General features: G+C 65.8%; 14 protein-coding genes and 2 pseudogenes. 10 read left to right on the forward strand and 6 right to left on the reverse strand.

Annotated elements, in window-relative coordinates; genetic code table 11:
* Nucleotides 1-4: 4 nt before the first annotated feature.
* Entirely contained in the window at nucleotides 5-622 is a 618-nt protein-coding gene (locus V9K93_RS09105; protein ID WP_046985578.1) for a FapB/FapC family functional amyloid domain-containing protein, read from the reverse strand.
* Nucleotides 619-1,152, reverse strand: coding sequence for a FapA family amyloid fibril periplasmic chaperone (locus V9K93_RS09110; RefSeq protein WP_308517361.1), 534 nt, complete (start codon nucleotides 1,150-1,152; stop codon nucleotides 619-621). Before V9K93_RS09110 ends, V9K93_RS09105 begins: the two co-directional genes overlap by 4 nt.
* 396 nt (nucleotides 1,153-1,548) lie before the next feature.
* On the opposite strand from V9K93_RS09110, the gene V9K93_RS09115 reads away from it, so the two are divergent.
* Entirely contained in the window at nucleotides 1,549-2,904 is a 1,356-nt protein-coding gene (locus V9K93_RS09115) for a sigma-54 interaction domain-containing protein (RefSeq protein ID WP_136637986.1), read from the forward strand.
* Between the two features lie 75 nt (nucleotides 2,905-2,979).
* Nucleotides 2,980-3,441: a helix-turn-helix domain-containing protein gene (locus tag V9K93_RS09120; protein ID WP_046985575.1), complete on the forward strand. Its 462-nt coding sequence runs from the start codon at nucleotides 2,980-2,982 to the stop codon at nucleotides 3,439-3,441.
* Nucleotides 3,442-3,484: 43 nt separating this feature from the next.
* Here the strand turns inward: V9K93_RS09120 and V9K93_RS09125 are convergent, their stop codons facing one another.
* Entirely contained in the window at nucleotides 3,485-5,962 is a 2,478-nt protein-coding gene (locus tag V9K93_RS09125) for an aminotransferase class V-fold PLP-dependent enzyme (protein ID WP_295380650.1), read from the reverse strand.
* Nucleotides 5,963-6,199: 237 nt separating this feature from the next.
* Here V9K93_RS09125 and V9K93_RS09130 point away from each other — a divergent pair, with 237 nt between their 5' ends.
* Nucleotides 6,200-6,625: a VOC family protein gene (locus tag V9K93_RS09130; RefSeq protein ID WP_046985573.1), complete on the forward strand. Its 426-nt coding sequence runs from the start codon at nucleotides 6,200-6,202 to the stop codon at nucleotides 6,623-6,625.
* Entirely contained in the window at nucleotides 6,622-6,852 is a 231-nt protein-coding gene (locus V9K93_RS09135) for a hypothetical protein (RefSeq protein ID WP_046985572.1), read from the forward strand. The genes V9K93_RS09130 and V9K93_RS09135 overlap by 4 nt, the downstream gene beginning before the upstream one ends.
* Before the next feature lie 7 nt (nucleotides 6,853-6,859).
* Here the strand turns inward: V9K93_RS09135 and V9K93_RS09140 are convergent, their stop codons facing one another.
* Complete coding sequence (locus tag V9K93_RS09140) at nucleotides 6,860-7,555, reverse strand: HAD family hydrolase (RefSeq protein ID WP_046985571.1); 696 nt, start codon at nucleotides 7,553-7,555, stop codon at nucleotides 6,860-6,862.
* Nucleotides 7,556-7,666: 111 nt separating this feature from the next.
* The gene (locus V9K93_RS09145) at nucleotides 7,667-8,407 is read right to left on the reverse strand and encodes a DNA/RNA non-specific endonuclease (protein ID WP_136637995.1); all 741 of its coding nucleotides are present in this window, start codon (nucleotides 8,405-8,407) and stop codon (nucleotides 7,667-7,669) included.
* A gap of 520 nt (nucleotides 8,408-8,927) precedes the next feature.
* On the opposite strand from V9K93_RS09145, the gene V9K93_RS09150 reads away from it, so the two are divergent.
* From V9K93_RS09150 to V9K93_RS09170, 6 genes and pseudogenes are all read left to right on the forward strand, one after another.
* Nucleotides 8,928-12,287 carry a S8 family serine peptidase gene (locus V9K93_RS09150; RefSeq protein WP_337302418.1) on the forward strand — a complete coding sequence of 1,120 codons (3,360 nt, stop codon included), beginning with the start codon at nucleotides 8,928-8,930 and terminating at the stop codon, nucleotides 12,285-12,287.
* Nucleotides 12,288-12,529: 242 nt separating this feature from the next.
* Nucleotides 12,530-12,955 (forward strand): annotated as a pseudogene (locus tag V9K93_RS20800) (YadA-like family protein); the annotation flags it as partial.
* A 429-nt stretch (nucleotides 12,956-13,384) separates the two neighbouring features.
* Nucleotides 13,385-13,624: pseudogene (locus tag V9K93_RS20805) on the forward strand (YadA-like family protein); the annotation flags it as partial.
* A 155-nt stretch (nucleotides 13,625-13,779) separates the two neighbouring features.
* Entirely contained in the window at nucleotides 13,780-15,354 is a 1,575-nt protein-coding gene (locus V9K93_RS09160) for a S15 peptidase family protein (RefSeq protein WP_136637997.1), read from the forward strand.
* Nucleotides 15,355-15,441: 87 nt separating this feature from the next.
* Nucleotides 15,442-16,893 (forward strand): S41 family peptidase, encoded by a 1,452-nt coding sequence (locus V9K93_RS09165; RefSeq protein ID WP_337302419.1) that lies wholly within the window; start codon nucleotides 15,442-15,444, stop codon nucleotides 16,891-16,893.
* A gap of 154 nt (nucleotides 16,894-17,047) precedes the next feature.
* A complete protein-coding gene (locus tag V9K93_RS09170) occupies nucleotides 17,048-17,908 on the forward strand; it encodes a retropepsin-like aspartic protease (protein ID WP_238378251.1) in 861 nt (286 codons plus the stop codon).
* Nucleotides 17,909-17,925: 17 nt separating this feature from the next.
* On the opposite strand, the gene V9K93_RS09175 is transcribed toward V9K93_RS09170, so the two are convergent.
* Nucleotides 17,926-18,945 (reverse strand): sugar kinase, encoded by a 1,020-nt coding sequence (locus V9K93_RS09175; RefSeq protein WP_337302420.1) that lies wholly within the window; start codon nucleotides 18,943-18,945, stop codon nucleotides 17,926-17,928.
* Nucleotides 18,946-18,950: the final 5 nt, after the last annotated feature.

Genomic DNA, 18,950 nt, shown 5'->3' on the forward strand with positions numbered 1-18,950 from the left:
GTTGTCACGGGCGGTCCTGCACGACCAGGCCAAGCACGTTGGCTGTCTCGTTGCCGCTGCCCGCGATCTGATTGAGTTGCAGGACCCCGTCGAATCCCCGCAGTGCGGTGCTGGCTACACCGGCGCTGCGGGTCCCCGTCGCAACGCCGCGACCGGCGTCGTCCCGCCCCCCTGCCAACGCGGAACCTTCGGCGGCCAGGGCCGTGTCGTCGGATTCGCGTATGCCCTGTCGAGCCAACGTCGCGCTGACGACGTTGAGCGTCGTGTTGGCGATGCCGCTGGCCTGGTTGATCGAAGCGATGCCGCTGGCACCGGCCAACGCGTTGCCGCCGATGAGCGCGGACGCCTCCATCGGCGCCGACAGCACCCGGTTGCCGCGCTGCAGCTGCTGGGCGCTGATGGCTACGTCGGCGAGTCCGCCGTGGGCAATGCCGCGCAGATTGGCCTGCAGGTTGAGGTCGCCGGCGGCCTGGTTCACGGCGATGGCACCGCTGGCGCTGGCCAGTGCGTTGCCGTCGATGCGGGCGACGTCGAGGTAGGCGAGCATGCCGCTGTAGTCATCGGCCAGTGCGCCCAGCGGCGTCGCGCCGAGCAACAGCAGCAGCCAGCGCAGGCGTTTCATTTTCCACCTGCCGGGGCAGTGCCCTGCAGCGGGAACTGGGCCAGTGCGCCGCGCACGGTATCGGCGATACCGCGGGTACTGCTGCCGACCGCGCCCAGCGGGCCGCTCATGGCACCGCCCAGGCTGCTGCCGACCATGCCATCGCCGCCTCGCCCCAGGGTGCCGCCCAGGGCCTGTTGGGTCACGCGCTCTACCGTTGTGCCGCCAGGCGCCGCGACCATGACCGTGTGGCCTGCACCCATCCCGGCATAGTCGTCGTCGCTGAGTTCGTCCATGCCAGGCGAGGAGCCACCGCTGCCGAGCGCTGCGGCAATCTCGCGCTGCGGCTTCGGGTCGGCAATCAACGCCATCCCCGGTGGCGCCATGCGATAGGCCGGACGTGCCGATACGTCGCGCAACAGGACGATTTCGCCCGGTTGCGGCTTCACCCCTTGGCGGGCGCCCGATGCTGCCGCAACTCCCGGCAGCAGCAACAGCAGGACGGCAACTGAAGGGGCGAGTCTGCGAAGAACTGGGGTGACACCGTCCATGCCGATCTCCCGCGATGGGTGCGGCGGAACCACGCATCAACCGTGCCAACTGCAGAACGCCCACCAGGCAACACGGGGTGGACCCGGTGCCAGGCTTCGCTGCTGCCAGGGTGTTACAGGCACGTCGAAGAAATGCTGCGATTGCGCCGTGCCAAGCGCCGCAGGGCAAGGCGCCCGGTGGACTGTCGCATTGTTGTTACAGGTGTCGGTGCGGACTGCAACGGTACGGCTTCAGCCGAGCATTCCTTGACGCGGCGCTCATTGCGCTGCCGTTTAGCGAAGCGCTAGGATCCGCCTAACAAAGGCCGCCGCGGTGGCCGTAGAGGTCTCGGCGGAGGGTGGCACGCCGGTGATTGGCTGACAGTCCGCCGACGGTGTCCGGATGCTGGGGGAAGCATGGCAGCGGTCCCGGAAGCTTCTACATCACGTTGCGTGCTGTGGTTTGGTGAGCCGTCGGCCAGCGAGCGCAGTGCGCTGGCTGCGGCAGGCTGGTATGTGCGCAGCATCCATCCTGATCCGGCCATGGCGATCGGCCTGCGCGGACGCGATCGTCTGCTCGCCGTGCTTGATCTACGGCACCTGGATGCAGCCGCGCTGCAACTGCTGCTGCCCTGGATCGAGCAACATCAGCACCTGCCCTGGCTGGCGGTAATGCCGCCGAGTCCAGGTGCCGTTCCGCCCGCGTGGTTGCCGTTGCTGCAGCGCTGCCTGGCACGTTTTACGTTGCCGTTCGGGTTGCAGGACATGGTCAGCGCAATGCGCCAGCAGTTCGATGCTGACGACCCGCCGCCGGATGAAGCGTGCAATGGCAGCACGCCACGTGCACTGATCGGCGAGAGCCCGGCACTGCACGCGGTGCGTACCGTCCTGCACAAGTTCGCACCGGTGGAGTTGCCGGTGCTGGTCACCGGCGAGACCGGCACCGGCAAGGAGCTGGCAGCGCATGCACTGCACGCGCTGTCAGGTCGCGCCGGCAAGCGGTTCATTGCGGTCAACTGCGGTGCGATCCCGGCCAACCTGGTGCAATCGGAACTGTTCGGGCACGAGCGCGGTTCCTTCACCGGTGCCGACAAGCGCCAGATTGGCGTGTTCGAGTCGGCCCATGGTGGCACCGTCTTCCTCGATGAGGTGGGCGACCTGCCCGCCGAAGCACAGACCAGCCTGCTGCGGGTGCTGCAGGAGGGCACCTTCGAGCGTGTCGGCAGCAGCCAGCCCCTGCGCGCCGATGTGCGGGTGCTTGCCGCGACCCATGTCGAGCTGGAGCAGGCGGTGGCGCAGGGGCGGTTCCGCAGTGATCTTTACTACCGGCTCAACGTGTTGCGGCTGCCGATGCCGCCGCTGCGCGAGCGCGGAGGCGACGTGCAGCTGTTGGCCGAGCACTTCCTGCGCTGCTTCCGCCTGCGCCATGCGGTGCGCGCACGTGGCTTCGCCCCGGCAGCGTTGCAGGCCCTGCGGCGCTTCGACTGGCCCGGCAACGTACGCGAACTGCTCAATCGCGTGCAGCGGGCGGCGATCATGGCCGAGGGCGAGCTGATCAGCGAGCGCGATCTGGAACTGGGCGCACCGGCCCCGAGCTTGCCGGGTGCAATGCTGCACGACGCACGCGGCCAGGCCGAGCGCGATGTGCTGCTGCAGACCCTGCGCCAGACCGGCTACAACGTCTCCGAGTGCGCGCGGCAGATGCAGATCTCGCGGGTCACGGTGTATCGGCTGTGCCGCAAGCACCGGCTGGAACTGCCTGCGCAGCGCTGAGCCGGTCGATTGACGTGGCGAGGGTGGCAGCACAGGCTGGGCACCCGGAACCCGCTTCGCAGGCGTGCGTGTGAAATGAATCAGAGCCCCGAACTACTGCGACGCCTGCTGCGTGCCAAGGATCGGATGGACCGCGCCAGCCACGAAGAGTGGTCGGTCGCGCGCCTGGCCGAGGTCAGTGCGGTATCGCCGGCGCACTTCGCGCGCTCGTTCAAGCAGGCCTTCGGGCTGCCGCCACACCGCTACCTGCTCAGCCGCCGGATCGAACGGGCGGTGGCCCTGCTGCGCGACACCAATCTGCCGGTGACCGAGATCGCCGCCCGGACCGGCTGGTCCAGCCTGGGTACGTTCGGCCGCATCTTCCGTGACATCACCGGCGATAGTCCGGGCAATGTGCGGGAGCGCGAGCGCGCCGGCCAATCGATACCCGCCACTGTGCCGGAATGCCACGCACGTGCCGCGCAGCGCCCGGACCTGAACATCGCGGTGCTGGAAAAGCGCCGTCGTGCCGAAGTTGCCGGCGAAGGGCCCGCGTGAGCGACCTCCCGCGATGCGCCTGCGGGAGTGCCCTCGCAGAGCATCAGGCTGGCACTGTGCCGGCCATCAGCAGGTCCGCCTTTGCCGCTGGCGTCTCCTCTGCCGGGTCCTCCAACCAGGAGACATCAGTATCCAGCAGGCAGCTGGCGAACAGGCAGAAGCGGTAGGCGTCGGCGAAATTGGATCCGAGCCCGAATGAAATCCTGACCGCACCGCAATCTCCCTTCTCGAGGATTTTCTCGTCGAAGGTCTTGCAGTCGAGGATCTTCCCGGTCTTGTCCAGCTCGCAGTGTTCGGCGCCTGCCGTCGCGTAGGTCGCCTGCTGCACGGCACCGAGGTTGCAGAAACAGCCGTTGCGCAGGGTTATGCCGAAACGCTCTGCGGCGCGCTTGATGCGTGCGTGCGGCATGATCGAGCCATAGCAGTCGAAGAAGTTCAGCATTAGTGTTGCGCCCTTGAGCGCGGGAGGCGGCCCATAGATCCGGCACAGCGGCAGGTCACCCTTGATGCGGTGGCGAAGTGATGACAATCGCGCGTCTGTCCACGCCGCCAGGGCGCTTGAGCGCTGGGCCAGCGCTTCTACGCCGCCCATCTCGGCGATGAACTCGAAGCCTCTGGCGATCGCCGGGAAGGCCGCATAGTTGGGCGTGCCCACTTCGAAACGCTGGCCGGCGTCGCGGTAGAGCAGGCGGTCAGTGGGCGACCACGGTCCCGAGTAGTAGCAGACGCCTCCGCCCGCGAAGGAGGGTGGCTTTAGCATGCCGAGGGCGGCCCGCCGGGCAAGCAGGCAACCTGCGCCGGTGGGGTAGCCGAAGATCTTGTAGAAGGACGCTACGACAAAGTCGGGACGATGGATCGTGCAGTCCAGCCGTGATTGCGGAACCCAGGCAGCCGCATCACACAGCACCCACGCGCCCTGCTGCTGGGCCTTCCCGATCCACGCCAGATCGTGGCGGACGCCGGTCGCATTGGACTGCGCCGGGAATGCCAGCAGGTGCGGCGCACCGCGCTGGAGCCGTTGCAACGCACGCTCCATCAGCCCGTCATGCAGCAGCAGGTCATCGTCCAGGGGGATGTACTTCACCATCGCCCCCTTCGAGGTGGCGTACTCGCGCAAGCCATGCACCGATGTGTGGTTGTCCTTGGTCAGCAGTAGCTGCGAACCCTGCTGGAAGGGGAATGATTCGGCCACCAGCCGGATCGCACTGCTGGCATTGGCGGTAAAGATGATCTCGTACTCCTCCGACGTGCATCCGAAGAAGGCGTAGATCTCATCGCAGGCCTTCTGGTAGGCAGCATGGGACGCCTTCGATCCACTGTGCGGATTACCGAGAATGGTCTTCTTGAGCGCCTGGTAGTCCTGCTCAAGCAGGCTGTCAGGTGGCAGCGTTCCGCCCACATGATCCAGGTAGGTCACTTGTTGCTCATCTAGCCGCGCGTACTCCTGCTGGCGCATTGCCTCGACCTGGTGCTCGGGATAAGCGGGATGGTCGGCGAGGAACTGCACCTTGGCATCGTGGAAGGCCGCCGCGGCCTGCGCGCAGGATGGAGCTTGCGAGCCCGTGGGGCACGGCGACGTCGTCAGGCGCGAGAGGTTGCGGAACTCGAGCAAGGGCCGGAAATCAACGGGCGGAATGACCGTTGGCAGGGCCACGCCCGTCGGATCCACCCTACCGCGTATCAGCCAGGCCTCCACCCGATAGCACTGGTCGGGGACCTGTACATGGATCGCCTCCATCATCGCATCGAGGTAGCGTTCCCGGCTGGGGGTATCGCACTGATTGAACTCCTCCAGCAGGATGCACGCGTTGAAGAGGAACTCGCGGGCATCAGCTTCGCCAAGCGAGAAGGCGAGCGGGCGCAGAGCGGCGCATTCGCCGTCGCTGCGGTCCAGCCCCTCGATCGCGAAGGCGCGCGTGATGGGGGACGGATCGGTCAGGCTCAGGGCCGCATCCATCAGTCGCGATGGCATGCCGAAGTGCCTCTGCGACTGCTGGCGTGCAAGTTCAAACAACTGGTTGTAGTGGAACGCCGTAGCGTAGACCCTGCCTCCTGGGCGAAGTACGCGCCTGAACTCGCGGGCAACCCGGGCCTTGTCGGGAGGGAACATCAAGCCGAAACCACACACGATGATGTCGAAGCTGTTGTCCGCGAAGGGCAGCTCGGCCATGTCGACGTCGGAAAGCAGTGGGACGTCATGTTGAAGTTCGGCGCTCAATACGTTCCGGGCCACGTCCACCGCGATCGCCGACAGGTCCGTGGCGACCAGGTTGAGGCCCAGCGGCTTGGCCAGGTTCTGGTACAGGTTGGCCGTTATTACCCCTGTTCCGCAGGCGACCTCCAGGATGTCGGTGGCACCCGGTGCGGCACGGATGTCCGCAGCGATCTCCTGCGCCAGCAGTTTTCCGTAAGGACGGAATATTCGTGGGCTCAGCACGCGCTCATAGAATTCCATGAAGGTGCTGAGCGACCAGTTTCGTTCGGATACCACCTTGCATTGGTGCGGCGAGACATCCTGCATGGCGCGCTCCAGGGAGGTGCAGACGTGCAGCGGGGTGGGGAGTCGCGGCCCTTATCGCACGTCTGCTGAAACGCTTTGAGTGATTGATATCACATAATGCGCACTTAATAATTCTGGAAAATGAGAACTATCACGAATTCCCGCATTCATGGGGACGGTCGCCGGCCAATACCGCAGTTTTGGAGAAGCGCCGCCGGCAACGGGTTGCTAACGTGGATCCCACCTGAGGGAGGTCCCATGACAAACACTGTGAACACGGTCGGCCTGTATGTGCGCGACCAGGACGAAGCGCTTGCGTTCTACGTCGACACGCTTGGCTTTGAGGTGCACACCGACGTACGCAATGGCAGCTATCGCTGGCTTACCATACGCAGCCCCGGCCAGGACGGTTTCCAGCTGGGTCTGTTCGTGCCGGGTCCGCCTACCCATGACGCGGCCACGGCTCTGGCGCTGCAGCAGCTGGTGGCCAAGGGCGCGATGCCGCCGCTGGTGCTGGCGGTTGAGGACTGCCGGGCACGCCATGTGGAATGGCAGGCGAAGGGTGTCGAGTTCACCCAGGAGCCTATTGAACGCTATGGTGCGGTGGATGCGGGATTCCGTGATCCATCCGGCAATGGCTGGAAAATGATCGAAGCGCACTCCGAGGCGAGGCGCCAGCAATGAATCGCGGCCACTGGGCACGGCCTGTGCACCGCTGGACATCGATCGTTTTCACGCTGGCGGTGATCGCCAATTTCGTGGCGCGCGCGATGGGGCAGGGCGAGCCACCGGCGTGGATTACCTATGCGCCGCTGCCACCCTTGTTCCTGCAGCTGTTGACCGGCCTGTATCTGTTTGCCCTGCATTACGCAGGCAAGCGCCGCAGCGCCTCGCTGGGCGCTGCGGGCTGAGAACGGATCAGGCGACTGCGTCGACCGCGTGGGCGGCAAGCAGGGCGGGCAGGTCTTCCATGCGCTGGAAGATCACCTGCGCACCCGCGGCACGCAGGGCCTCCGGCGTACTGTGGTGCGGACCGCCTTCGCTGAAGCCGAACACGGTGGCGCCGGCGGCCACACCGGCCGTTGCACCGGTAACGGTGTCCTCGATCACCGCGCAGCGTTTCGGGTCCACGCCCAGCGCAGCGGCGGCGGCCAGATAGACATCCGGATGGGGTTTGGTGTGCGGCATGTCCTGGCCGCTGAACACGTGGGCACCGAAGGCGTCGAGGATGCCAACCTTGCCCAGTTGCAGCTTCACCTTGTGCAGGTCCGCACCGGACGCACAGGCAATCCTTCCGCCGGTGGCGACGGCGATCGCACGCACCGCCTCGGGTGCACCCTGGATTGCAACCAGGTCGCGTTCCAGTGCCCGGTTGCGCTGCTGGCGGAATGCTTCCAGCCATTCTTCGGTGAACGGCTTGCCGGTGCGTTCTTCGATCAGTCCGGCCAGGTGGGCCACGGACTGGCCCAGGAACACCTCACCGGCCTGCGCCGGGGTCAGCGGCCAGCCGCGCTCGGTCAGCATCTCCGAGAGCACGCGGGCTACCAGCGGCTCGGAATCAACCAGTACGCCATCGCAGTCGAACAGCACGGCATCGAAGGGGAAACGGGACATCTACAACTCCTGGGGCAATGCAGCGGGGCAATCACCCGTCATTTTCCCACAGCCGCGCAAGCGGGGCACCCGTGGCCATGCCGAGCACCCCGCGTCCTTCCAACAGGATGATCAGCCCAGATCACAGCCCGTCGGCTGCGGCCAGGTGGTGGCCGGCAGCATGTTCTTGAGCGAAGCCGGCGCATTGATTGCCACGTAGCTGGCGCCGAGCAGCTCTTCCAGGTCGGCGATGGTCACCAGATAGTTGTCCAGGCTGCCGAGGTTGGCCTCATTGGGGATGATCCAGCTGATCGCCTTGGCGGTACCGGTGTTCGGGTCACGGGTGATGACGGTCTTCCAGAAGAACTCCGGCGTGGGAATACCGTGGCTGGCCAGGAAGTAGTCATTGGAGGCATCGCCATAGACCACGCCGCCATAGACATCCACCGGCGCGATGTCGCGGTAGCATTCGGCCACGTTCTCGGCCTTCACCCAGATGCCCTGGTTGAAGCTGGACACCTGCGGGACGATGTTGGTCATGTAGTTGGCGCGTCGGATGTAGGTCGCGTCGTAGTCCATGTGGTTGGAGGTCACCAGATGGCCGCGGTCATAGCCGCTGCGGATGCTGGCATACGACGCAGTGCTGTTCTGGCCGAGGCAACCGGCCGGCAGGTCCGGGTCCTTGTAGAAACTGGAAGGGCGCGCGGCGGAGCCGGTGTCGGCGGTGAGCGTGTACTCGTAGCGGGTTGCGCTGTGGATGCTGCAGTCGTAGGTCAGCACGAAGCCGCCCTTGTTGAGAGTAACGACCTGGGCCTGGGCAGCGCCGGCGAAGGCGCTGAGGATGAACACGAAGAAGAAGCTTGCAAGGCGCATTGCGGTTCTCCAGCAGAAGTTCAGGGCGCAGCCGTCCGCCACGACCGTGCCGGGGCGAGGTCATGTGAGGACACTGCGGAGTCGGGTAGTGCGGAATGCGTGGGGCGTAACCGCGATGACAGGGCCGCAGAGGCCGTGCGGTGTCGTAAGCGTCACAAGCTGTCGCCTTTCGGTCAACGACGAAAGGGCGAAGCTGTGACCGCGCGCATGCACCGGACCTGTGTCAGATTTCGTGGCACGTGGATGAAACGCGCGCGTGCTAGGGCATTTCAGCGGTGCAGCGCCGCACTGCTGCTCATGGCATCACCCATACCAGTGCGTATCGAAGGGCGTCATCGCCGTGCCATCAAAAACTGTGCACCACGTCAAATTTTAAGGTAGTGTCGATTCCGCTACCGGGGGGTAGCGGGGTGCACGGCGTCGGGGACTACGCGTCGCACCTGCAATTGAAGCACCAGACATCACAGCGCCGGCGCTGACGCCGGCGTGCATCTCGGGCTTTCAATGGAAGGGGTATTCGATGCGCAATGCATGGATCAAACGAAACAAGTGGATCGCACTAGGCCTGGTCGCAGGTGCGGCATTGGCTGCGGCGGCGGTGAGTGTAGGCGGCATGGCCCCGTCCACGCCGTCAAAGACGGGCAACCCCTCGCTGGATGCGCGCGCCGGTGGTCCTGCTGCGCCCGCTGCCGCCGGGCCAGGAAGCGGACTGGGCGAGCTCTCGCACCGCTACATCGTGGTGTACCGCGAAGAGCCATTGGCCACCTACAAGGGTGACATCCAGGGTCTTCCCGCACCGGAACGCAAACGTCCCTCCGCCAGTGCCGCGCGCGCAGCGGCAGCCACCGGCAGCGTTGCCACCGACCGTATCGCGGTGCAGGGTGCCCGCTCACGTGACTACGTACGGTTTCTGGCTGACCGCCAGAGCCAGCACGAAGCGCGCATCAACTCGGCACTCGGTCGCAGCGTGAAGGTGGAGCGCCGCATGCAGCACGCGATCAATGCATCGGTGCTGCAGATGAATCCGCAGGAAGCCGAGCGCGTACGTGCATTGCCGGACGTGCAGTTGGTGGAAGAGTACCGCGAGTATGAGCAGGACACCGACGTCGGACCGGGCCTGATCGGCGCGTCGGCACTGTGGAGCGCCTCACCCACGCCATTCCGTGGCGAGGGCATCGTCATCGGCGTCATCGATTCGGGTATCAATTTCGGTAGTCCTGCGTTCACTGCCCGCGCCGAAGACGGCTACGAGCACATCAACCCGCTGGGCGCGGGCAATTACCTGGGCACCTGTGCGCCTGGTGGCGCCGATGAGGGCCGCTGCAACAGCAAGCTGATCGGCGGCTACGACTTTGTCTGCGCCGCACCGGGTAACCAGTGCGGCGTGGCCGATGTCCGCGAGGAACCCGGTTTCGGCGATACCAATGGTCATGGCAGCCACACCGCATCGACTGCGGCTGGCAATCCGCACATGGCGTCGTACCGCGGCAACCAGATCCATATTTCCGGTGTTGCGCCGCGCGCCAACATCATCGCCTACGACACCTGCTACACCGAGATCTCCACAGGCCGCGGCCTGTGCCCGAATACGTCGACACTGGCGGCGGTGAACCAGGCGCTGGCCGATGGCGTGGTCGATGTCATCAACTACTCCATTGCCGGCGGCACTGCACCGTGGGGTGAAGCGGTGTCGCTGGCGTTCCTCAACGCGTCGGACGCAGGCATCTACGTCGCGACCTCGGCCGGCAACTCCGGTCCGGGCCCGAACACGATGGGCCATCTGGAACCGTGGACCGGCAGCACGGCCGCCGCCACCCATGGCCGTGGTGACATCGAACTGTATGCGGCGGTCAGTGGCCCGGGCAGCGTACCGCCCGCACTGGGCGTCATTCTGCTGACCGAAGGTTCGGGTGGCGTACCGTTCAGTACGCCGATTGCAGCGACCACGCCGCTACGCGTCAGTGCCGGCATCGACAGCGCCAACGATGGTTGTACGGCCTTCCCGGCCAGCACCTTCCAGGGTGCGATTGCGGTGATCCGTCGCGGCTCGTGCAACTTCAGCGACAAGGTCAACAATGCCGCCGCCGCGGGTGCGATCGCGGTACTGATCGGCAACAACCAGCCGACGCCGATCCTGCCGAACGTTGCCGGGGCCTCGATTCCGGCCTTCGCCATCGATCAGGCCGACGCCGACGCGCTGCGGACCTTTGCCAGCAGCGTCGGCAACACCGCCACCGCTGGCATCGCCTATCCGGCGACCAAGGTCAGCAACACGCCGGACGTACTGGGCGATTTCAGCTCGCGTGGTCCCGCCGGCATCTTCGATCTGGTGAAGCCAGACGTCACTGCGCCGGGCGTGCGCGTGCTCGCCGTGGTCGCTGGCAATGAAGTGACCGGTTCGGAAAATGCCGTTGGCCTGATGGACGGAACCTCGATGGCCTCGCCGCACCATGCCGGCGCCGCTGCCCTGTTGCGCCAGGCCCGTCCGGGCTGGACCGTGCAGGAAGTACGTTCGGCATTGATGATGACCGCACGCCAGGAAGTGCTGAAGGAGGACGGCGTGACACCGGCCGATGCGTTTGCGATGGGTGCCGGTCGTATCCAGGTCGACCAGGCGCTGCGCGCGGGGTTAGTGCTGAATGAAACCAAGGCCAACTTCTTCGCTGCCGATCCAGGCAACGGTGGCAACGTGGCTTCGCTCAACATCGCCAGCATGGGCAAGCGCACCTGCACCGACAGTTGCACCTTCACCCGCGTGTTCCGCAACGTGCTGCCGACCCGGCAGACCTGGACGGCGAAGGTGCAGGGCTTGACCGCCGTTGTCTCGCCGTCGGTCTTCACCCTTGCGCCGGGCGAGAGCAAGGCGGTGCGGGTGATCGTTACCACCGGATCGGTACCCAACGATGGCAGCTGGCGCTTCGCCAGGCTGACTCTGGCACCGCAGGGCGGCGATACCAGTCAGCCGCTGCTGCGCTTGCCGATTGCGGTTTCGGTACCGCCGCCGCAGATCGCAGCCACGCCGCCGTCGAACACGCTGAGCCTGCCGGCCGGTGGCAACGGCCTGTTGAACCTGCAGATCGCCAACACGGGAGGCTCGCCGCTGGAATGGCAGATCGACAACACCGGGTTGGGTACGCGCACCCTGGTCGCACAGGCACCGAACAATGCCAATGGCCGCCGCTCCACGCGTTTCACCGACGCTGCCACGGTCGGCGCACGCGCGCAGCTGTCTGCAGATGACTTCACCCTCGGCGAGGCAACCGGCATCAGGCGCATCGTCGCCGATGGTTTCGTCAACGGTGGCAGCCTGGCCACTTCGACCAACATCAACTGGTCGATCTACCGCGATGTCGCCGGCAATCCGGAAGGCAATCCGGAATCCAGCCCGCAACTGGCGGTGTGGTCATACACCTCATCGGCAACCGGTGTTGGTGTAAGCACGTCCGGCTTTGCCAGCATCAACCTGGACCTGGCGGCAGCGGGACAGAACGTGAACCTGGCGGCAGGGCGCTACTGGTTGGTGGTTTCGGTGCGTGCGCCGCTGGCAACCAGCTGGTTCTGGTTCAATGCCACCAGCGGCGACAACGTCTACCGAAGCGCGATCATCAACCCTGATGGCAGCGGTGCGTGGTCGGCCACCAGTGGTGCACCTGGCCTGGCGTTCGGCCTCGGCGGCAGCAATTCCTGCGGTGCCACCTGGATCGGCGCACCGACCCGTGCCCTGGGCCGCATCGTGGCCGGTGGCAACCAGGCCACGCAGGTATCGATCAGCGCCGCCGGGCTTGCACCCGGCAGCTACTCCGGCTTCGTCTGCGTGGGCAGCAACGACCCGATCACGCCGAAGACCGCCGTACGCGTGGCGTTGACCGTGACGCCGTAGGGCGACGCGGGCACCCGGACCGGCCCTGCGCAGGGGCCGGCCCGGATCCAACTGTTTCCGGCGCTGGCCGGGAACCTTCCTTGATGGACCTTGGGGGTACCGTGAAGACGATGCACAAGCACATCCTTGCCGTGGCGCTGGCCATGGCAACCGCGCCGGCGTGGGCCGGCGATACCTGCCAGCTGGACGATGGTTTCGGCGGCGTGTCCAACGGCGGCGCCAGTGCCGGCGGTGCCGCCTCGATGGCCTGCGGCAATGGTGCCGATGCCAGCGGCGATCTCTCGGCCGCTGTGGGTACCGGTGCCAGTGCCAGCGGCACCGGAAGCACCGCCATCGGCGCTGCCAGCAGTGCCTCGGGCAACCAGAGCGCTGCAGTGGGCGTAGGCGCATCGGCCACGGGTGCCAACAGCAGTGCGATCGGCGACAGTTCGACCGCCAGCGGCGACTTCAGCAGCGCCAGCGGCTCGGGCAGCTCCGCCACCGGCTCGTTCGCCACGGCATCGGGTGCCGGCAGCAATGCCACCGGCGAGAACAGCACGGCCGTGGGCAGCCTGTCCGAAGCCAGCGGCGCCAACAGCAGCGCCGTTGGCAACGGCGCGGTGGCCACCGCCAACGACAGCGTCGCACTCGGTAATGGATCAGTGGCTGACCGTGCCAATTCCGTATCCGTTGGCAGTGCCGGCAACGAACGCCAGTTGACCAACGTTGCTGCCGCCACCCAGGGCACCGATGCGGTCAACCTCAACCAGATGAACACCGCCAACGCCAGTACGCTGTCGTCGGCCAACAGCTATGCCGATGCCCGCGCCACCGCCACGGTCAATTCGGTCAACGCGTATACCGATGCGAGCAGCGCGGCAACGCTCTCTTCAGCCAATGGCTACGCAGATACGAAGGCTGCAGCTGCGGTGACCACCTCCAAGGCCTACACGGACGCCAGCAGCGCCAGCACGCTTTCATCGGCCAACACCTACACCGATACCAAGTCCGCGCAGGCGGTAACCACTGCCAATGCCTACACCGATCAGCGCCTGGCCCAGTTCTCGCTGGACAACAACGGCCTGCGGCAGGAGATGGAGCGTCGCCTGCGCCACCAGGACCAGCGCATCGACCGCATGGGTGCGATGAGTTCGGCGATGTTGAACATGGCCATCAACGCCGCTGGTTCGCAGAGTCCGCGCGGCCGCATCGCCGTCGGCGCCGGCTTCCAGGGCGGTGAGCAGGCGCTGTCGGTCGGTTACGGCAAGCGCATCGGCGAGCGCGCCTCGTTCTCCCTGGGCGGTGCCTTCAGCAACGGCGAGAAGTCGGCCGGCATGGGCTTCGGCGTGGATCTGTAAGCGCACGGTCGGGCAGGGGGCAGGTATCGCCCCCTGTTCAGCCTGCAACCGCGCGCAACATGCCGCGAACGTCATGTTGCGTCGCAAGGTGCCAGTCACCATTCGCACTGGTACGGTCCGACCCGTTGCACCACCAACGACGGGGACAGACGACGATGCGCAAGATATTGCTGCTGTTGATCCTGCTGACAGGGCTGGCGCCCACCGCCTGGGCGGCCACGGTCAAGACTACCCACCGCACCATTCCCAGCTGGGATGGAACGCCTCTCGGGGCCTTCGTCATCGAACCGCAGGACGCGGGCAGCGGCCGCTATCCGCTGCTGGTGATGCCCAGCAGCTGGGCAGTTCCGAGCGTGGAATATGTGGGCGTGGCCCAGTCATTGGCGCGACGTGGCTACGTGGTCATCAGCTACAGTTCGCGCGGCTTCTGGGAATCGGGCGGCGCCATCGACATTGCCGGACCGGCCACGGTCGAAGATGTCAGCGCCCTGATCGACTGGGCGCTGGACAACACCCAGGCTGATCCGGCGCGGATCGGCGTCTCCGGCATCTCCTACGGCGCCGGCACCAGCCTGCTGGCGGCGGCGCGCGACCCGCGGATCAAGGCGGTAGCGGCCCTGAGCGGTTGGGCTGACCTGCAGGCGTCGCTGTACAGCAACGACACCCCCAGCGCACAGGGCATCGCCCTGCTGGTGGCGGCCGGGCTGGCCACGGGGCGCCCAGGTGCGGAGCTGGCCACCATCAACCGCAGCGTGCTGCTCGGCAACTACCAGGGTGCGGTGGATTCGCTGTTGCCGGTTGCGGCGCAGCGCAGCCCCGGCGCCAGCATCGACGAGATCAACGCAAACCAGCCAGCCATTTTCCTGGCCAACGCGTTCAACGACAGCCTGTTCCCGCCGGGCCAGCTGGTGGATTTCTTCAATCGCCTGAAGGGGCCCAAGCAGCTGCAGCTGCGCCACGGCGACCACGCACTCAACGAGGCCTTCGGTGCGCTGGGAATTCCCAATGAGGTCTATGACCAGGTGGGGGCGTGGTTCGATCACTACCTGAAAGGCACGCCCAATGGGATCGAGCGCCAGGCGGCGGTGCAACTGAAGTCGCAGAAGGGCAGCTGGAGCCGCTATCCGGACTGGCAGGCCACCAACAGTGGCGCCGTCAGCTACGGACTGACCGCACCGGGCGGGCTGCTGCTGCCCACCGGTGGCCTGGCAGAGAACGGGCGTACCACGGGCTGGAACTATCGCATCGGCAGTGGCCTGCTGACGGCCGCCAACTCCGGCATCGTGATGGCGTCTGGCGCGCTGCAGATGATCAATCTGCCACCGGGGGCCTACGTGCCGTTCGTCGGACGCAATGCCGCCGGTGTCTGGCAGGGGCCGATCTACTGGAGCGCGCAGCGCCTGGATGGTGCCCCCGAAGTGCGCGTAACCGTCACCCCCAGCCGCGCCAACACCACGCTGTATGCGTACCTGTACGCGGAAGATGTGCTGGGCAATGGCCAGCTGATCAGCCACAAGCCCTACACGCTACGCGGTGCCACGCCGGGCCAGCCGAAGACGCTCGACCTGCGCCTGGAGGCGAGCAGCTGGAACATTCCGGCCGGCAGCCGCCTGACCCTGGTGGTCGATACGGTGGATCTGCGCTATGCGGGCATCAGCCAGCTCGGTGGTGCGGTGACCTTCAGTTCGCCGGCCAATGCACCTTCGGTACTGAAGGTGCCGTTGCATTGATGGGGTGCCGCGCCCGTTGCGGCGGGCTCGGCATAGCAGGCCGGAAAGCTGCCAGACTGCAGATTGATCCAGGGCAGGGTTGAATCGATGACGATCACGGGGCTGCTGATGGGTGCGCTGCTTGCCGCTCCGGGCGCGCAGGATGCACCGACCGACTGGTCGGCCACACTGATGAAGGATCTGGATGCCGCCGACGCGGCCATGCGCGGCAGTCATCCAGGCATGGTTGACCGGCAGAATCCCGGTTTCGTTGCACAGCTGGACGATGCGTTGGCGCTTGCACGCTCACGTACGGGCCGTGTCGGCAGTTTCGCCGGGTACTGGTGGGCGATGAAGGGCTATGCGGCGGCGTTCAATGATGGCCATGTCAGCCTCAATGCACTTGCCGGTGCGCCCGAGCTGCCGACACGTTGGCCCGGCTTCCTGACCGGCTTCGACGGCGACAGGCAGGTGGTCATGACCGTGGAGGGTGGCCCGGGCCATCCGCCACTGGGCGCGCGATTGCTGTCGTGTGATGGCATTGATGCACAGACACTGGCTGCACGCCGGGTGGGTGACTTCAGCGGGCGCTGGAATCTGCAGGCCAGCCGCATCCTGACCGGCGGCGAAGTGATGCTGGACCAGGGCAATCCGTTCGTGACTACGCTGCACTCCTGCATTTTCGGAGCGGGTGGGCATGAGAAGGCCTATGCGCTGCAGTGGAAGCCGCTTGACCTGGAAACCCGCAAGCAGCGCCTGGCCGACACCCGCCGCAGTTTCCGCCCGGCCAATGATTGGCACACGATGCCCGATGGCGGCTACTGGATCACTACCAGCAGCTTCAACGCCGACCCGACCGAGCAGAACTTCAGGGAACTGACCGGCCTGCTTGAGCAGCTTTCGCTGAAAACCGAAGCGCTTCAGCAGGCGCCGCTGGTGGTGCTCGACGTACGTGGCAACAGTGGCGGTGCTTCGCAATGGAGCATTGAACTGTCACGATTGATCTGGGGGCGTACCGCCGTGGATGTGCTGCCTGACCACAGCTGGGTCGAATGGCGGACGTCCGATGCCAACATCGCCCAGCTCCGCGGGTTCCTGCAGAAGTTGAAGCAGGCGCCCGACGCATCGCCCGAGCTGCTGCGCATGCTGGAAACCGTGACGGCGGGAATGACGCAGGCGGCTGAGAGAGGGGAGGCGCTGTGGCATGACCCTTCCAGCATCCCGGCGGGTGAGGCATCGAAGCCGGTCCGTGCCGGATCAACGCGCAGCGGCAGGGTGGTGGTGCTGGCCGACGCCTCCTGTGGCTCGGCCTGCCTGGATGCACTGGACCTGTGGAAGCAGCTGGGTGCAGAGCAGGTAGGCGTGGAGACCTCGGCCGACAGCCTTTACATGGATGTACGGCCGGAACGGTTGCCCAGCGGGCTGGCCAGGATCTCGGTGCCGATGAAGGTTTTTCGGGGACGGGTGCGTGGTTCGAATCAACCGCATGTTCCCCATCGCCGGTATGAGGGCGACATGAGAGACACTGCGGCACTGGAAGCATGGATATCGGGCAAATGATCCGGGCCTGGCGACTCGGCAATCAATTGCACCAGAGCGTTAAACCTTTTCATCGGCATCTGCATCCAAGTCGCGATGAGCACAGCGCCCGCTGCGCCACGCTTTGGGAAGGAGCCTTTCAATGCATGCAATTCCCCGCGCAGCATTCCGATGCATGGTGATGATCCTGCTGGGGCCGCTCACGGCCAGCGCTGCGGTCACCGAGATCCCCTTCGAGCTGGGCAAAGACCATCGGATCTACGTCGAAGGCGCAATCAACGGTTCGCGCCCGCTTCGCCTCCTCGTCGATACCGGCGCATCGGCGCTGGCGGTTGCCAGGCACGTTCAACAGGATGCAAAGCTGGTCATTGACGACCAGAGCGAGAATACCGGCTCCGACGGAGTGACTTTTCTCGACTACAGCACGCATAACTCCGTCCAGATCGGCGCCATGCGGCGACCGATGGGGGCCGTAGTGATCGACTACCAGGGGAGACCCTTCGATGCGGTGCTGGGCTGGACCTTCTTCCTGGGAAGGGTTCTGGAGATCGACTACGACCGCAGCGTGCTGCGCGTGCATGACGATCTACCCGAACTCGTCGGGTATGTCAGGGCCAACGTGCGCTGGATCGACAATACCCCGGCCATCCAGGTCGCGCTCAGCAACGGCAGTCGTACCTTCATGCCCTGGCTTGCACTGGACACGGGCAGCAATGGCAGCATCGATCTGGCCTATGCATTCGGTGCTACCCATGATCTGCAGGCGGCGTTCCCGGAGCGGTTGGGAACATCACAGTTCAGCGGCAGCGCGGGCCGCAAGATCAGGGCGGTGGACGTGCGCGTGCCTGTGGCGACCATTTCAAGCCTGCAGCTGAAAGATGCCAAGGCCTCGATCACCCTTGATGACGATGGCTCCGGCGGTGAAGGAATCCTTGGCAGTGAGGCGCTGCAGCAGTTCAATCTCCTGCTCGATACCCGCACCGGCAGCGTCTACCTTCGGCTCAATCAGGGCACTGCGGCGCGGACTGCAGAGTAATCGGGCAACCGGTCCGATCAGCGCCGGACGTCGAACTGCTCGCTTTCCAGCAGCGCCCAGACCTCGGCCTCGCGCACGGGACTGAAGTCCCCGGGAATGGAGTGCTTCAATGCGCCTGCGGCCAGACCGAAACGGACGGTGTTCTCTGCATCAAACCCGGACACCAGGCCATGCAGGATGCCGGCCGCAAATGCATCGCCGCCACCAATCCGGTCAACGATGCCGGGCAGTGGTCGCGAGGGTGCCTGTGCGCGGGTGCCGTCGCGCCCGAGCAGCAGCGCACCCAGTACGTGATGATCGGCGCTGACCACCTCGCGCTGGGTACAGGCCAGCCACTGCAGTTGCGGGAAGCTGGCGAAGGCGGCAGCTGCGGCGGCTTCAACGCGGGCAACTACATCGTCCTGGGCAAAGCGCAGCCCAAGCACCAGTTCGATATCGCGATGATCGGCAAAGATGATATCCGCTTCGGCGAACAGCTCCCGCAGGATGGCGGCAGCGTTGCCACCCCAGCGCTGCCAGAGCGAAGGGCGGTAGTTGCCGTCGAAAGACACACGCACGCCTGCCTTGCGTGCGGCCCGTGCAGCGCTCAATACGGATTCTGCAACATTGGCGCCCAGGGCCGGACTGACGCCGGAAAGGTGCAGCCACTGCGTATCACGCAGCAGCGTCGGCCAGTCATGGTCGGCAAGGGTACCGTTGGCGAATGCCGAACCCGCCCGGTCATAGACCACCTCACTGGCGCGCTGCAGTGCGCCGGTGGCCAGGAAATACAGGCCCATGCGGTCGTGGTCGACTTCGCGCACACCTGCCACGCCCACGCCATGCCGTCGCAGCTCGGCCACCGCATGCCGGCCCAGCGCGTTGCCGGGTACCGCACTGACCATCTGCACATCGTGGCCGAGACAGGCCAGTGAGACAGCTACATTGGCCTCGGCGCCCCCCACGTGGACCTGCAGCTGCGGTGTCTGCAGCAGCAGTTCACGACCGGGTGCGCCCAGGCGCAGCAGCAATTCACCGAAACAAACGACGCGGCTCATCGGTT

The organism is Stenotrophomonas sp. CCNWLW162 (assembly GCF_037203745.1).
Lineage (GTDB): Bacteria > Pseudomonadota > Gammaproteobacteria > Xanthomonadales > Xanthomonadaceae > Stenotrophomonas > Stenotrophomonas maltophilia_AQ.

What these genes read in the sequence shown, in the direction of transcription:
- V9K93_RS09110 (WP_308517361.1), bottom strand. Translation starts at nt 1,152, where the DNA reads ATGGACGGTGTCACCCCAGTTCTTCGCAGACTCGCCCCTTCAGTTGCC.
- V9K93_RS09130 (WP_046985573.1), top strand. Translation starts at nt 6,200, where the DNA reads ATGACAAACACTGTGAACACGGTCGGCCTGTATGTGCGCGACCAGGAC.
- V9K93_RS09160 (WP_136637997.1), top strand. Translation starts at nt 13,780, where the DNA reads ATGCGCAAGATATTGCTGCTGTTGATCCTGCTGACAGGGCTGGCGCCC.
- V9K93_RS09150 (WP_337302418.1), top strand. Translation starts at nt 8,928, where the DNA reads ATGCGCAATGCATGGATCAAACGAAACAAGTGGATCGCACTAGGCCTG.
- V9K93_RS09105 (WP_046985578.1), bottom strand. Translation starts at nt 622, where the DNA reads ATGAAACGCCTGCGCTGGCTGCTGCTGTTGCTCGGCGCGACGCCGCTG.
- V9K93_RS09175 (WP_337302420.1), bottom strand. Translation starts at nt 18,945, where the DNA reads ATGAGCCGCGTCGTTTGTTTCGGTGAATTGCTGCTGCGCCTGGGCGCA.
- V9K93_RS09125 (WP_295380650.1), bottom strand. Translation starts at nt 5,962, where the DNA reads ATGCAGGATGTCTCGCCGCACCAATGCAAGGTGGTATCCGAACGAAAC.
- V9K93_RS09120 (WP_046985575.1), top strand. Translation starts at nt 2,980, where the DNA reads ATGAATCAGAGCCCCGAACTACTGCGACGCCTGCTGCGTGCCAAGGAT.
- V9K93_RS09135 (WP_046985572.1), top strand. Translation starts at nt 6,622, where the DNA reads ATGAATCGCGGCCACTGGGCACGGCCTGTGCACCGCTGGACATCGATC.
- V9K93_RS09145 (WP_136637995.1), bottom strand. Translation starts at nt 8,407, where the DNA reads ATGCGCCTTGCAAGCTTCTTCTTCGTGTTCATCCTCAGCGCCTTCGCC.
- V9K93_RS09170 (WP_238378251.1), top strand. Translation starts at nt 17,048, where the DNA reads ATGGTGATGATCCTGCTGGGGCCGCTCACGGCCAGCGCTGCGGTCACC.
- V9K93_RS09165 (WP_337302419.1), top strand. Translation starts at nt 15,442, where the DNA reads ATGACGATCACGGGGCTGCTGATGGGTGCGCTGCTTGCCGCTCCGGGC.
- V9K93_RS09140 (WP_046985571.1), bottom strand. Translation starts at nt 7,555, where the DNA reads ATGTCCCGTTTCCCCTTCGATGCCGTGCTGTTCGACTGCGATGGCGTA.
- V9K93_RS09115 (WP_136637986.1), top strand. Translation starts at nt 1,549, where the DNA reads ATGGCAGCGGTCCCGGAAGCTTCTACATCACGTTGCGTGCTGTGGTTT.